This window comes from Acetobacter sp. KSO5 (assembly GCF_044094635.1).
Lineage (GTDB): Bacteria > Pseudomonadota > Alphaproteobacteria > Acetobacterales > Acetobacteraceae > Acetobacter > Acetobacter cerevisiae.
In genome coordinates, this window is record NZ_CP172014.1 from 3,186,848 (window position 1) to 3,199,983 (window position 13,136).

At 60.3% G+C, this 13,136-nt stretch carries 13 protein-coding genes; all 13 read right to left on the reverse strand.

All coding sequences use genetic code 11. The annotated features are described in order from the left end of the window. Positions 1-75: 75 nt before the first annotated feature. The 13 genes from folP to ruvC all read right to left on the reverse strand — a co-directional run bounded on the left by folP (position 76) and on the right by ruvC (position 13,135). Positions 76-1,110, reverse strand: coding sequence for a dihydropteroate synthase (gene folP, locus ACHQGU_RS14405; RefSeq protein WP_395495459.1), 1,035 nt, complete (start codon positions 1,108-1,110; stop codon positions 76-78). Between the two features lie 83 nt (positions 1,111-1,193). Then, positions 1,194-3,149, reverse strand: a complete 1,956-nt coding sequence (gene ftsH, locus ACHQGU_RS14410; RefSeq protein WP_043550433.1) for an ATP-dependent zinc metalloprotease FtsH — start codon at positions 3,147-3,149, stop codon at positions 1,194-1,196. A gap of 138 nt (positions 3,150-3,287) precedes the next feature. Next, positions 3,288-4,523: a tRNA lysidine(34) synthetase TilS gene (tilS, locus tag ACHQGU_RS14415; RefSeq protein WP_395496448.1), complete on the reverse strand. Its 1,236-nt coding sequence runs from the start codon at positions 4,521-4,523 to the stop codon at positions 3,288-3,290. Between the two features lie 104 nt (positions 4,524-4,627). After that, positions 4,628-5,494: a hypothetical protein gene (locus ACHQGU_RS14420; RefSeq protein WP_395495460.1), complete on the reverse strand. Its 867-nt coding sequence runs from the start codon at positions 5,492-5,494 to the stop codon at positions 4,628-4,630. 138 nt (positions 5,495-5,632) lie between these two features. Next, a complete protein-coding gene (gene pal / locus ACHQGU_RS14425) occupies positions 5,633-6,115 on the reverse strand; it encodes a peptidoglycan-associated lipoprotein Pal (RefSeq protein WP_062141360.1) in 483 nt (160 codons plus the stop codon). A 738-nt stretch (positions 6,116-6,853) separates the two neighbouring features. Continuing rightward, positions 6,854-8,215 (reverse strand): Tol-Pal system beta propeller repeat protein TolB, encoded by a 1,362-nt coding sequence (gene tolB / locus ACHQGU_RS14430; RefSeq protein ID WP_062248635.1) that lies wholly within the window; start codon positions 8,213-8,215, stop codon positions 6,854-6,856. Between the two features lie 23 nt (positions 8,216-8,238). Next, a complete protein-coding gene (locus tag ACHQGU_RS14435; RefSeq protein ID WP_062141364.1) occupies positions 8,239-9,231 on the reverse strand; it encodes a hypothetical protein in 993 nt (330 codons plus the stop codon). 34 nt (positions 9,232-9,265) lie between these two features. Then, on the reverse strand, positions 9,266-9,697 hold the full coding sequence (tolR, locus tag ACHQGU_RS14440) for a protein TolR (protein ID WP_025827084.1): 432 nt from the start codon (positions 9,695-9,697) through the stop codon (positions 9,266-9,268). Positions 9,698-9,700: 3 nt separating this feature from the next. Beyond that, entirely contained in the window at positions 9,701-10,420 is a 720-nt protein-coding gene (tolQ, locus tag ACHQGU_RS14445) for a protein TolQ (protein ID WP_043550320.1), read from the reverse strand. A 117-nt stretch (positions 10,421-10,537) separates the two neighbouring features. Continuing rightward, complete coding sequence (locus tag ACHQGU_RS14450) at positions 10,538-10,951, reverse strand: YbgC/FadM family acyl-CoA thioesterase (RefSeq protein ID WP_043550321.1); 414 nt, start codon at positions 10,949-10,951, stop codon at positions 10,538-10,540. Further along, entirely contained in the window at positions 10,948-12,027 is a 1,080-nt protein-coding gene (gene ruvB, locus ACHQGU_RS14455) for a Holliday junction branch migration DNA helicase RuvB (protein WP_043550322.1), read from the reverse strand. The genes ACHQGU_RS14450 and ruvB overlap by 4 nt, the downstream gene beginning before the upstream one ends. Then, positions 12,024-12,632 carry a Holliday junction branch migration protein RuvA gene (gene ruvA / locus ACHQGU_RS14460; RefSeq protein ID WP_062248639.1) on the reverse strand — a complete coding sequence of 203 codons (609 nt, stop codon included), beginning with the start codon at positions 12,630-12,632 and terminating at the stop codon, positions 12,024-12,026. The genes ruvB and ruvA overlap by 4 nt, the downstream gene beginning before the upstream one ends. After that, positions 12,629-13,135, reverse strand: a complete 507-nt coding sequence (gene ruvC / locus ACHQGU_RS14465) for a crossover junction endodeoxyribonuclease RuvC (RefSeq protein WP_043550325.1) — start codon at positions 13,133-13,135, stop codon at positions 12,629-12,631. The genes ruvA and ruvC overlap by 4 nt, the downstream gene beginning before the upstream one ends. Position 13,136 lies beyond the last annotated feature (1 nt).

Sequence of the window (13,136 nt, forward strand, 5' to 3'; positions counted from 1 at the left end):
GCATTTGTGTTTCTTCTTCCCTAAAACGCTTTTTGACGAGAAGGAACCGTAAGGCTCCAAAACAAACGTCTTTTTTCAGGCTGTGTGGACACTCTGCCAGACGCGAAGCGCCTGAACCATGCCCTCCGCCGCATGCACACGCAGCACAGTCTGGCCCAGCGCCAGCCCTTCCAGCGAAGCCGCCTGACTGCCCGCATCCCGCCCTGCGGCGTTCGGCTCGCCCGTCAGTTCACCAATCATCCGTTTACGAGACACCCCCAAAACCACCCGGCACCCCAGATTGGCCAGCAGCGGCAGGCGACTCAGTAAAGCGACACCCTGCGCTGTATTTTTTGCAAAGCCTAAACCTGGGTCTACGCTCAGTCGCTCCGGCGCAATGCCACCTTCTATGGCCGCAGTCAGCCGTGCGCCCAGTTCCCGCACCACATCACAGGCCACATCCTCATACATCGCATGCTGCGTCATGGTGGCGGGTGTACCGCGCATGTGCATCAGCACTACGCCGCAGTGTTTTCCCGCCAGCAATGGCAGGGCTTCAGGATCATGCGTGAGGGCCGAGACATCATTGATCACATCTGCGCCAGCTGCCAGCGCCTGCGCCATCACGGCGCTATTGCGCGTATCAATGGATAACACTGCGCCCGGCACCTGTTGCTTTAACCCCTGCACCACCCGCCCGATGCGCTCCCATTCCTGCTCGGGGGTAACAACTGCCGCGCCGGGCCGCGTGCTTTCACCCCCAATATCCAGCACGCTGGCCCCGGCCGAGACCAGTTCCTTTCCCGCCTGCACCGCACGCCGGGCCTCCTGATGCAAGCCACCGTCACTGAAGCTATCCGGCGTGATATTCAGGATCCCCATAACCTGCGGCCCCTCCGGCATGCCAGCCGCGGGAGGTTTAGCAACAAGACGGCCCAGCACGTCCTGCCAGCCTGCGGGAACATTCCCCACGGGCATAAAGCCGCTATGGGTTTGGTCTTCTATCAGATCCACACAGCTAAACGCCGCCGGGCCACCCGCCAGAGGAAGAGCAAAGCCACGTTTTACAGCGTCTTGTGCCGCTGTGCCGTAGAGCAGGCCCGCAGGCTCTGCCAGACGCCGAAAATCCATCCTCAGCTTTCCTCCATCAAACGCAAAAGAGGCGGCATTACTGCCGCCCCTTCTGAACTCTTTTGTTTCTCTGACGTGACCCGTTAGCCGGGCTGAGGCACCGGGTTCACCCCGCCCCCCTCACCGCCGCCATCCGGCTTGTCATTCGGCTCAACAATTTCCGGACCGGAGACCTGCGGCACGGAAGAACGACGATTGACCGGCGTGGTGTCATCCGTTTCCACCCGTTCGATCGGCTGGCCCCGCATGATCTGGCGAATATCTTCCCCGCTCAGGGTTTCATATTCCAGCAGCGCTTCGGCCAGACGATGCAGTTCATCCACATGGTCATGCATGTAGTTGCGGGCCTGATCATACGCCTCATCAATCAGACGCTTGATCTCGGAATCGATTTCCTTCGCCGTGTGCTCGGAGAAGTTCTTGGCAGCGCCACCAAAGAACATGCCGCCACCGCCCTGATCATCATTGGCGTAGGCAATCATGCCGACCCGGTCGCTCATGCCCCATTCAGTCACCATGCTACGAGCCACACGGGTTGCCATCTGAATGTCACCCATGGCGCCATTGCAGATATTGTCTTTCCCGTAGATGACTTCCTCAGCAACGCGACCGCCCATGGCGACAACAAGATGCGCAATGCAGTTCTTCTTGCTCATGGACAGGCGGTCACCTTCCGGCAGACGCATGACCATCCCCAGCGCACGACCACGCGGAATGATGGTGGCCTTATGGATCGGCTCACTTTCCGGCACCAGCACCGCTGTAATGGCGTGTCCGGCCTCATGATACGCCGTGCGCTTCTTCTCGTCGTCACTCATGACGAGAGAGCGACGCTCAGCCCCCATCAGCACCTTATCCTTGGCGTCTTCAAAATCACGCATGGACACGGTACGCTTGCCCAGACGGGCAGCGGCCAGAGCGGCCTCATTCACTAGGTTGGCAAGGTCAGCGCCCGAGAAGCCCGGTGTGCCACGGGCAATAATGCGCGGGTCAACGTCAGACGCCAGCGGCACCTTGCGCATATGGACACGCAGGATTTTTTCACGGCCAGCCACATCCGGGTTCGGCACCACAACCTGACGGTCAAAACGACCGGGCCGCAGCAGAGCCGGGTCCAGCACGTCAGGACGGTTGGTGGCAGCAATCAGGATCACGCCCTCATTACTTTCAAACCCGTCCATCTCGACCAGCATCTGGTTCAGGGTCTGCTCACGCTCATCATTCCCGCCGCCAAGGCCTGCACCACGATGGCGACCAACGGCGTCGATTTCGTCAATGAAGATGATGCACGGCGCGGCCTTCTTGCCCTGCTCGAACATGTCACGCACGCGAGACGCACCGACACCAACAAACATTTCCACAAAGTCAGACCCGGAAATGGTGAAGAACGGCACATTGGCCTCACCCGCAATGGCACGCGCCAGCAGGGTTTTACCGGTGCCCGGAGGGCCAACCAGCAGCACGCCTTTGGGGATCTTACCGCCCAGACGGGTGAATTTCTGCGGGTCTTTCAGGAAGTCGACAATTTCCTGAAGCTCACCCTTGGCTTCATCAATACCCGCAACGTCTTCAAAGGTCACACGGCCCTGCTTTTCCGTCAGCATCTTGGCGCGGGACTTGCCAAAGCCCATGGCGCCACGGCCTCCGCCGCCCTGCATCTGGCGCATCATGAACAGCCAGATGCCTACCATCAGGATGATCGGCAGCGCGTTCAGGAAATAGCGCAGCAGCGGGCTGCCTTCCTGATCGAGCGGTTTGGCCACAACCTCAACGCCCTTGCCCGTCAGACGGGAGACAAGGGAGGGGTCCTGCGGCGCAAAAGTTTCAAAAGCCGTGCCATCCGTCAGCGTGCCGGAGACATTCTGGTTCTGCATCACCACGGACCGGACACGCCCGGTATCAACGTCGGTAATGAAGTCAGAATAAGCCAGCTGCTGTGCTGCGTGCTGCGTGTTCCCCGGCTGGAAAACATCTACAAGCAACAGCAGCATCACAATGATGCTGACCCAAAGCGCCAAGTTGCGGCCTAAATTGTTCATCTTGCCTGTGTTTCCATACTTATCGTGCGGGAGCGCCGGAGTGCCCCAATCTGAGCGGCAGACGCCGGAAAATGCAACCTCTCCCATTACAAATGGGATGCTGAGCCGATATTCCCACCCCACACATGACATTTATTATCAAGTCTGAAGCTGGTCTGCTTTCCTCTCCGGCCAGCCATACACGCCGCTGCCCGTGACGGAAACCGGAGGCTGGAACAGAAAACGAACCTGTTTGAGCCCCTCCTCCGCCCCCAAACCCAGATGCGGCACGGCCACACGCCGGTCTCCTCGCCATAGCGCGGGCAGCGTCGCGCAGAAGCGCGCCGGCCAGCCGTGACGGTCCTTACGCTCCAGCCCCAACCCTGCCGGACCAATCCATAGCTCCTCACCAGAAACGGCAGGAGGGAGCCTGAGTTCAAACCGATTATCCCACCGCGCGCCCGCCTGCGCCCGAACGGGAGCTGCCATAGCGGCAGCTTCCCGCACCAGAAACCAGCCCGCCTGCCCGCGCATCAGCTGCACGCCAGCCAGCGTGGCCTCCTGCTCCGCTGCCTGTAATCGGGCCACGGCAATCGGAGATGGGGGATAGATCAAGCCGCCCACACACCGAATAAGGCCAGACAGGATTTCCGGTTCCGGCAGGTCTGGCCCTAAGCAGGCCCAGCCTTCCGGCCTGAGCGTGACCTGTCTGGCCAGAACGGCAGCCCGCTCCGCGTCCCGCTGCATCCGCGCGGCACCAGCTTTAACGCCCGTCTGCCATAAAATGTGTCGCGTATCCTGCACCTGCAAGCTGTGCCTGACCCGCACCCGCTCGGCCCGCATATCCTGATTGGAGGGATCATCTACCCACGCCCGCCCAGCCTGCCGCAACGTGTTACGCAACGCCTGCCGTGAGACACTGAGAAGAGGCCGCACAAGCCGTACATCTGGCAAAGCCGTTACCCAGCCCATCCCCGCCAGACCATCCGGCCCACTACCCGCCTTCTGACGCATACGAATGGTTTCAACCTGATCATCCGCCTGATGACCGAGCAGCAGGTCCAGACACCCCGCCTCCCGGCAGGCCTGCGCCAGCACGGCATAGCGCGCCTGCCGGGCGCGTTCCGCAATGCCGGGGCCTTTGGTCAGTGTTGTGAGGGTTAGGAGGCGAGCAGGCACACCCATGGCAGTCAGCCGCCGCACGGTCAGCCGGGCTTCTTCTGCGGACTCGGCGCGCAGTCCGTGGTCCACCACGAAGGCGAGAAGATTTTTCCGCCAGTGCCGCGCAAGCCAGGCCAGACACAAACTGTCTCCGCCCCCGGAAACGGCCACCCCGACCGGCGGCAAAGCCGGATCATCTGGCAGCCATGGCCCCAGTTGTTCTATCCGGGCAATAAATGCCTCCGGAGAGACCGGGGCTTCAGAAAAGGGATCATCCTGCGGGGCGAAGCAAGGCTGCGTCTCGGCCTCCCCCGCCCTGCCGGGAAACTGCGTCAAGATTACTGGCAGCCGCCCCGACCGGCGTAAATTTCCACAGCATGCGACACACGCTGCGTGGGAGACGGGAACTCTGTCTTCAGCTTCCCGAGCGCCTGACAGGCGGCCTTCTTGTCACCCAGAGCCAGCAGGGAAGCACTTACCCCCAGCAGAGCATCTGGTGCGCGAGCGCTTTTGGGGGACTGACGATAGGCGTCATAATACGCCACGGCAGACTGGCGATACTGCTTTTCACCCGCCAGAGACTGAGCCAGCAGGAACTGCGCATCAACTTTGAAGCTGCCTTTGGCGTTCTTCAGGGCTTCCTCCGCATTCTCATGCGCCGTCGCATAATCACGCTTCTGCAGGGCGGCCTTACCACTGGCCAGCAGCGCATCCGGCGTGCTCGCTGCGGTATGCGATGTTGATGAAGCTGCACCTGCGGCTCCCGCTGCGGCGGCAGCAGCTGGAGCAGCTGCACCGCCCCCGCCATTCTGGGCCGCAAATTGATTATCGGCAATCTGTTTGGAAAGAGCCGCGGACTTCTGTTGCAACTCGTTGGTCAGCTGGTCAATCTCACCGCGCATGTCGCGCTGCTGCTGTTCCAGAGTGTTGACCCGGTCCAGCAGCTGGGCTGTCAGATCCCCATTGCCGGAAGAAGCGGGCGCTGGTGTGGCGGACGGGGGAGCCAGTGTGCTGCCCGAAGACTGCATCTGGCTCATGGACTGTTTGAGCGCCATAATCTGGTTTTGCAGCGCAAGCCCTTCACGGCTGGTCACATCCTGCGCATGAGCTGCCGGGGCTGAGGCCACCAGCACAGCAGCAACAGGCAGACACAAGGCCAGAACACGCCACGGCGCAGCAATGGACGTCATCAACCCGTGTTTCATCAAGACCTCACCCTTTCCTTAAAAGCGGGCAAGGATTTCACCATTCCTCCCCGGAAAACAAGACAGGAAATACAAAAACAGGCCGGGTGAAACTCACCCGACCTGCCCTGTCGACTCAAACGCGAAAAACTCCAGACCTTAGTGAACGGCAGTAATTGCGTTACGGTTCTGGGCCCATGCGCTTTCATCATCACCTTCCTGGGTCGGGCGGTCCTTACCGTAGGAGATGGTGGAGATGCGGGAAGACGCAACGCCTTTGGCAACCAGATAGTCACGGGCTGCATTGGCGCGGCGCTGGCCCAGAGCAATGTTGTATTCTTCCGTGCCACGGTCATCGCAGTTACCGGCGACTTCAACGTTAACCTGCGGATACTGAGCCAGCCAGGAAGCCTGCTTGTCCAGTGTCGCCTGTGCCTCGGAGGTCAGGCCGCTTTTGTTCAGAGCGAACAACACGCGGTCACCCGCGGTGGCAACCAGATCTTCTTCACTGCCGGGAACAGGGCCGCTCGGCTGGACAGCGGTGGTCGCTGCGCCGTTGGAGTCACCGGTGTTTGCCTTCTCGTGCGCACAGGCAGAGAGAAGGGCAACCATGCTAAGCGCAGCAATATATTTCAGTCTCATGTGTCGGATCCTGAGAATTAGTTCCCAACAGGAACTATTCGGAGAGAAAAAACAGCTTAATGCCTGTATCCCCGCGCATTCCTCTGCTCCCCTCCGAAAACCATCGAAGAGCCGACGAACTGTGGAGACCACCTTGCCCTAAGCCATAGCTCATTCCTCCGGTCAAGCGAGATCTGTTTTTGGCATAGCTGACCTGGCAAAAGCGATGCTGAATAGACACAGAGCCCCCTCTGCACTCCGATTTTTACGGCTGTTCAGAATTTATCAGCAAATTGCCCCGGACCGGTGCGCAATGCTTCTGCGAGGCATTTTCGCCGATTTCTATGCTTCTCCCATACTGTGGCTTTATTAAGAAAAACGGCTCCATTCACTCACCTTAAGAAGCCCTCAATCACTCTTTTTTGTGATTACTCTGGAAGAGCGTCCCTTAAAAAACCACAAAGACAGAGTTCGGAATTATTTTCACCCATGCTGTCAGGCCGGCCGACTCGAATAGGTTCTCTTTTTACAACCATTTTTCAGGCATGGAATGACCAACGGTTACACCCTTTCAGGGCATACCGCGAAATTCAGTCTGCAAAGAAAAAAATCAAACCCGCTCTTAACGCAGAACAACATCTGACCGCCGAAACTCTCTAAAGCTTACGGCAAAAAATCAAACACAAGTATTCTTAAAAAGCGTAAAAAAAGCCCCGGACTCTCACCCGGGGCTTTGCGCTGTTTTATGACAAAACAGACTTATCCGTTCAGCGGAGACCACGCCGGGTCAGAAGCCTGCCCCGGCGTGGGCAGAACGCGGTCATTAAACCCGGTAATATCCACCATGCCGATGGAGGAGCTAAAGCCTGCGCCGCCTGCGCCAGCACGGCTCTGGCGGCAATAGGCCAGCACGCGACCATTGGGGCAGAAGCTCGGGCTTTCCACCGTAAAGCCTTCGGTCATGATGCGCTCACCCGTGCCATCAGGATTCATAACGCCCAGCGAGAAGCTGCCATTGGCAATACGGGTAAAGGCGATCAGATCCCCACGCGGAGACCAGACGGGAGAGCCATATGTGCCGTGGCCATAGGAAATCCGCTTCGCACCACCGCCAGAAGCGCTCATGATATAAAGCTGAGGGCTGCCGCCACGGTCAGAGTTGAACACAATCTGTGAACCATCCGGGCTGTAGCACGGGCTGGTATCAATCGCGCCGGAAGACGTAATCTGACGGCGGGAGCCGGACGCCAGATCCACCACAAACAGGTCAGATCCACCATTGCGCGTCACAGACAGCACAACAGAACGCCCGTCCGGAGAGAACCGCGGTGCGAAGGAAATGCCCGCGAACTCACCGAGAATTTGCTGGCGGCCACTGCCGAGATCAAACAGATACACGCGCGGACGGTTGTTGGCGTAGGACATGAACGCCACCTGATCCTTCACCGGGCTAAAGCGCGGTGTGAGGGTCAGCCACTTGCCCGCCGTCAGCATGCGACTGTTGGCTCCATCCTGATCCATGATCGCCAGACGGGTCGCCTGATGCGCACGCGCACCGGAGCGGGAAATGAAGGCGATGCGGGTATCAAAGTAGCCTTTTTCACCCAGCATGCGTTCGTAAATGACGTCACCCACAATATGAGCAATTCGCCGCCAGTTGGCAGAAGTGGTTGTATAGGCCGTGCCCTGAATCTGCTGGTGGGTCAGCACATCCCACAGGCGCATTTCCACGCGGACAGAACCGCTGCCCGTCACACTGCCGGTTACCAGCGCCCGCGCGCCCATGGACTTTGCACTGGCAAAATCCGGCGTGCCTGAACCAGCCCCACCGGGAATGACCTTAAACAGCCCGGTATTGGTCAGATCGTTTGTCAGCACTTCCGCAATCTGCGCGCCAAGGCCTCCGCCAAAGTTGGGAACAATAATGGGGATCGGCGCCGTGCGGGCCTGATCAACCGTAATTTCTGCCTCAGGGGCAGCCGTAGCGGCCATACCGGGCAGCGGGGTCATAAGCAGACCACCAGCGGCCACACTGGCTCCCATCAGCGTGCGGCGGCCAAGGGCCGCTACCAGTGTGTCGGCTTCCTGATCAGAAATAAGCGGTCGTGTACTCGTAAGCATCGGTTTTCCTCCAGGTGGCCTGATCAAGGCCTGAACACAAATTTCAACTGCCGGGTCTGGCCCAGAAGGTTTTTGGGGATAGGCAGCCTGGAACAGGTGGGGCTCAGCACTGCTGCCCGCGCCCGTTCCGCCAGCGCCCGGTATGAGGAGTCAGCATTCATCTGCGCCTGCGTCTGCGGAGCAAACTGCACAATACGAGCCTCACCCGTGGCATCCACCGTCACAATCAGGTGCGCGACAAAAGTGGCATAATTTTTGGCCGCCGTATCTTCCGTATAGCAACGGCGCACGGCCCCGCCGATAGCCTTCTGCTCACCAGCGGACAGGCTGCGGGTAATATCCCCGTTGGGCGAACCACCCCCATCGGGGGCCCCACCCTGCGCAGGGTTAGCCTTGGCCTTGGGCGCATGCGTCTGCTTGGTGTCGGACCGGAAAGAATCCAGCGTTTCCAGCAGAGAATGCGACTCTTCCTGCGTTTTCTTGGCCTTGTTGGGCTGTGTGATGTGCGACGGCGTAGGCGTATCCGGCAACGTGTCCGTCGGTTCCGTAACCGGAGACGGCGGGGCCACACTCGGCGTCGTCTTGGGCGGCGTCGGCGGGGACGGCGGCGTTTTCACCACATCGGGAGACGGCTCATCCGCTTTGGGCGGCACGGGCGTATCCGGCAGCTTTTCAGATTCCGGCACAGGCGGAGGCGGCACCGGCTGGGGCGGTGGTGGCGGAGGCGGCGCTTCCTCGTTCGGGGCTTCCTTGGGGGGCTCCGGCGTGGGGGGCGCATCATTCGGCACAGGAGCCGGTGGTGTGGGTTTGGAAGAAGGCTGGCTGGCCTTGGCCGGAGATCCACCGGAGTCTTCCGGGGCCTCAAACTGCATTTCCACCACCGGAGGAGGTTCTTCCTCCGGTTTAGGCGGGGGCAGAGAAACCAGCAAGGCCAGCAGGAACGCAATATGCGCTCCGCCGGACAGATAGAGACAGCGCCTCAGCACTGTCTGTTCGGAACGGCGTGGCCGCACCATGAAATTTCTCCGCCTCTCTGCGCAGGAGAGTGAGTTAATGGCCACTGCTGGCGGGTTGTTGCGCCAGCAGAGCCACATGAGTAAAGCCGCCTTCTGTCACCTGCCCCATAACCTGCATCACACGGCCATAATCGATATGGGCATCACCGCGCACAAAGATGCGGTGTGACGGGTCATTGTTGGAAGCAGCCTTCAGCTGGGCAACCAGCTGCTCGGGCGACACTTCAGAATCCCCCAGATACAGGCTGCCATCCGCGCGAATGGACACGGTGATGGGCTTGGTATCGGAATTGACGGGCTTTGCGTCTGTCTTGGGCAGATCCACATTCACGCCGCTGGTCAGCATGGGGGATGTGACCATGAAGATAATCAGCAGAACCAGCATGACGTCGACCATCGGCGTCACGTTGATTTCAGCCATCGGACGCCTGCGACGGCGTCCGCTCCCTCCTGACGGCATGCCCATGACTCAGGCCCTTTCTTCGGACTGGCGGGACAGAATGGCCGCAAACTCGGTGCCAAAGCCCTCCAGCCGGTCCTGGAACAGGTCCAGACTGTTGCTGATGACGTTATACGCCACATAGGATGGCACAGCAGTCAGCAGGCCGATGGCCGTCGCAAACAGAGCTTCTGAAATACCGGGAGCCACAACGCTCAGGTTGGTATTGTGCATGGCGGCAATAGCGCTGAAGGAATGCATGATCCCCCAGACGGTGCCAAACAGACCGACAAACGGAGCCACCGGGCCAACCGTTGCCAGAAAGATGACCCAGCGACGCAGGCGGTCCATTTCACGCGTGACCGTAATGCCAATAGCGCGGTCCACACGTTCCTTCACGCCACCGCGCACAAGATCCACACCGGGAATACGGGCAGAACGACGCCATTCTCCCATTGCGGCACCAAAAACGGCAGCCAACGGATGGACAGGCTTGGCGCCATCGCTTTCATACAGATCATCCAGACTACCACCGGACCAGAAGCGGTCCTCAAAGGCGGTTGCCTGCTTGTTGATCCGCCGCAACGTCACAATTTTATCGAAAATAATGGCCCAGACCATCACGCTACAGAACACCAGTCCCAGCATGACCAGTTTGACCATCAGGGAGGCATTCATAAACAGCCCCCACACCGACAGGTCTCCCGCCGCTGCTACGCCGAGATTTGCCGCGTCAACCGCACGATCCAAAAACGCCTCCTGCCTCTAGCACCCGTCCCGGGCAACCTGTCTGCGACTCGGGCTTGGCTCCACGCGTCCCGGTCGTGCTGTTTTTACTGTCTTCCGCGCAAAAGCAGAAGAGGCCGACTAGACCTCAGCCGCAAGTCCTCGCAAAAGATCACGCCATAATGGCGGGAATCGGGCAGGACGACCATCTTCTGCACGCACGCAGGCCAGCCTTACGTCCACGCGGGCACAAAAAACGCCATCGCGGGTAAAGACCTGCTCCAGTCGGCAGCTTGCCGCCCCTTCTTCCAGCAGGCGGGTGGTGATGGTTGCCACATCATCCAGCTTGAGCGGCACACGGTAGTTGATGGTGGCGTCATGCACCACAAACACCAGCCCGTAGTCACTCAGCAGGGAGGCTGCTGGCATGCCAAGACTGCGGATGGCTTCCGTCCGCGCCCGTTCGGCAAACGCCAGATACCGGGCGTGATAGACGATGCCCCCGGCATCCGTGTCCTCATAATAAATGCGGAAATCGATTGCATGTGTGGTCATGCGCCGTCCTCTTCGTCAGGCAAAAGATCCATCTGGGCAGAGCGCGGTTCATCCGGTTGCGCAGGCGGTGTCAGACCAAGGTGACGCCAGCCACGCTCTCCCAGCACACGCCCCCGGCTGGTGCGCAGAACCAGCCCTTCCTGAATCAGATACGGTTCAATGACATCTTCCAGTGTATCACGCGCTTCTGCCAGAGCCGCGGCGAGTGTTTCCACCCCAACCGGCCCCCCGTGGTGATACTCTGCTATGCGGCGCAGGTAGCGCCTGTCCATGGCGTCCAGCCCCAGCGCGTCTACTTCCAGCCTGCTAAGGGCGGCATCCGCCACTTCTCGGCTGACGGGCGCACCGCCGGGGGCGATCACGGCGGCAAAATCCCGCACGCGACGCAGCAGACGGCCCGCGATACGCGGTGTGCCACGGGAGCGCCGGGCGATTTCTTCCGCTCCGGCCTCTGTCAGATTAAAGCCGAGCTTTTCCGCACCCCGCGCCACAATGGCCCGCAATTCGTCCGGGGTGTAGAAGACCAGCCGCAGAGGAATACCAAACCGATCCCGCAGCGGGGTCGCCAGCAGTCCGGCGCGGGTGGTAGCTGCCACAAGGGTGAAAGGTGGCAGATCAATCCGCACGGAGCGGGCTGCCGGGCCTTCCCCGATAATCAGATCGAGCTGAAAATCCTCCATCGCGGGATAAAGAATTTCCTCGATAGCGGGCTGAAGACGGTGGATTTCATCAATAAACAGCACGTCACGCGGCTGAAGATTGGTCAGAATGGCGGCAAGATCCCCGGCCCGCTGAATCACTGGGCCAGAAGTTGCCCGAAAGCCGACCCCGAGTTCCCGTGAGACAATCTGCGCCAGCGTGGTTTTGCCCAGCCCCGGCGGTCCGTGCAGCAGCACATGGTCCAGCGCTTCGCCGCGCTGGCGGGCTGCGGCAATAAAAATCGACAGATTTTCGCGGCTGGATTTCTGGCCGGTAAAATCAGCCAGCGTTTGCGGGCGAAGAGAGGCTTCCGCTCCATCCTCATCCCGGCGGGAGGGATCAATCTCCCGCTCCGGGGTGAATTCTGCGCCGCTCATCGCGCCAGAGCTTTCAGGCTGTCACGCAGCACAGTGTCCAGCGAGGCCGCAGCCCCCTGTTCGTCCATCAACCGTTTGATAACGGGAGCCGCTTCCGACCGACGGAACCCAAGCCCCGCCAGTGCCAGCAACGCATCAGCCTCAATCCCGCCACCCGGCGTGGCGCTGGCAGGCACCACAATGCCTCCGCCGCCACCGGGCATCTTGGCCGCGCGGTCCCGCAGTTCTGTTAGAATGCGTTCGGCCAGACGGCCGCCCACGCCGGGGGCGCGGGTCAGAGAGGCTTTGTCCGATGTTGTAAGGGCCGCGACCAGTTCACCCGGAGACAGGGTGGAAAGCATCCCCAGCGCGACTTTTGCGCCCACGCCCTGCACGCTGGTCAGCAGGCGGAACCACTCGCGTTCCGCACTTTCCACAAAGCCGTAGAGCAGAATCGCGTCTTCCCGCACGACGGTTTCAATCAGCACGCGGGCTTTTTCGGGAGGGTTCGGCAGAGCCGCAAGAGTGCGGGTGGAGGCCGCGACCAGATAACCGACGCCATTCACGTCGATCACGCAGCTCCCCAGTTCCACCTGAATGACCAGTCCGCTCAGAAATGCAATCATGCCATTCTTACCCCGGCTGCAATATGGCGGGCACTGGCCCGATGGTGGGCATGGCAAATGGCGATTGCCAGCGCATCCGACGCATCGGCCCGCGCCACCTTAACCCCCGGCAGGAGGCGGCGCACCATCATTTCAACCTGATCTTTATCCGCAGACCCTGTGCCAACCACGGCCTTCTTGACCGCCAGCGCGCCATATTCCGCCACCGGCAACCCGGCCAGTGCCGGAACCACCAACGCCACGCCACGGGCATAGCCCAGCTTGAGCGTGGCTGTGCCGTTGCGGTTGACATACGTCTCTTCCACCGCGGCTTCCGCCGGGTTGAGGCGGTCAATCAGGATTGTCAGGTTTTCATGCAGGACTTTCAGCCGGTCTGGCACACTGTCCGCACTGTTGGTTGCAATCACGCCGTTTTCGACGTGCCGCAACCGATTACCCTCGACATCAATCACCCCCCAGCCTGTAAAGCGCAGGCCGGGGTCAATGCCGAGCAGGCGTACCACC

What these genes read in the sequence shown, in the direction of transcription:
- pal (WP_062141360.1), bottom strand. Translation starts at nt 6,115, where the DNA reads ATGAGACTGAAATATATTGCTGCGCTTAGCATGGTTGCCCTTCTCTCT.
- tolR (WP_025827084.1), bottom strand. Translation starts at nt 9,697, where the DNA reads ATGGGCATGCCGTCAGGAGGGAGCGGACGCCGTCGCAGGCGTCCGATG.
- ruvB (WP_043550322.1), bottom strand. Translation starts at nt 12,027, where the DNA reads ATGAGCGGCGCAGAATTCACCCCGGAGCGGGAGATTGATCCCTCCCGC.
- ACHQGU_RS14450 (WP_043550321.1), bottom strand. Translation starts at nt 10,951, where the DNA reads ATGACCACACATGCAATCGATTTCCGCATTTATTATGAGGACACGGAT.
- ACHQGU_RS14435 (WP_062141364.1), bottom strand. Translation starts at nt 9,231, where the DNA reads ATGGTGCGGCCACGCCGTTCCGAACAGACAGTGCTGAGGCGCTGTCTC.
- ACHQGU_RS14420 (WP_395495460.1), bottom strand. Translation starts at nt 5,494, where the DNA reads ATGAAACACGGGTTGATGACGTCCATTGCTGCGCCGTGGCGTGTTCTG.
- ruvA (WP_062248639.1), bottom strand. Translation starts at nt 12,632, where the DNA reads ATGATTGCATTTCTGAGCGGACTGGTCATTCAGGTGGAACTGGGGAGC.
- tolB (WP_062248635.1), bottom strand. Translation starts at nt 8,215, where the DNA reads ATGCTTACGAGTACACGACCGCTTATTTCTGATCAGGAAGCCGACACA.
- ftsH (WP_043550433.1), bottom strand. Translation starts at nt 3,149, where the DNA reads ATGAACAATTTAGGCCGCAACTTGGCGCTTTGGGTCAGCATCATTGTG.
- folP (WP_395495459.1), bottom strand. Translation starts at nt 1,110, where the DNA reads ATGGATTTTCGGCGTCTGGCAGAGCCTGCGGGCCTGCTCTACGGCACA.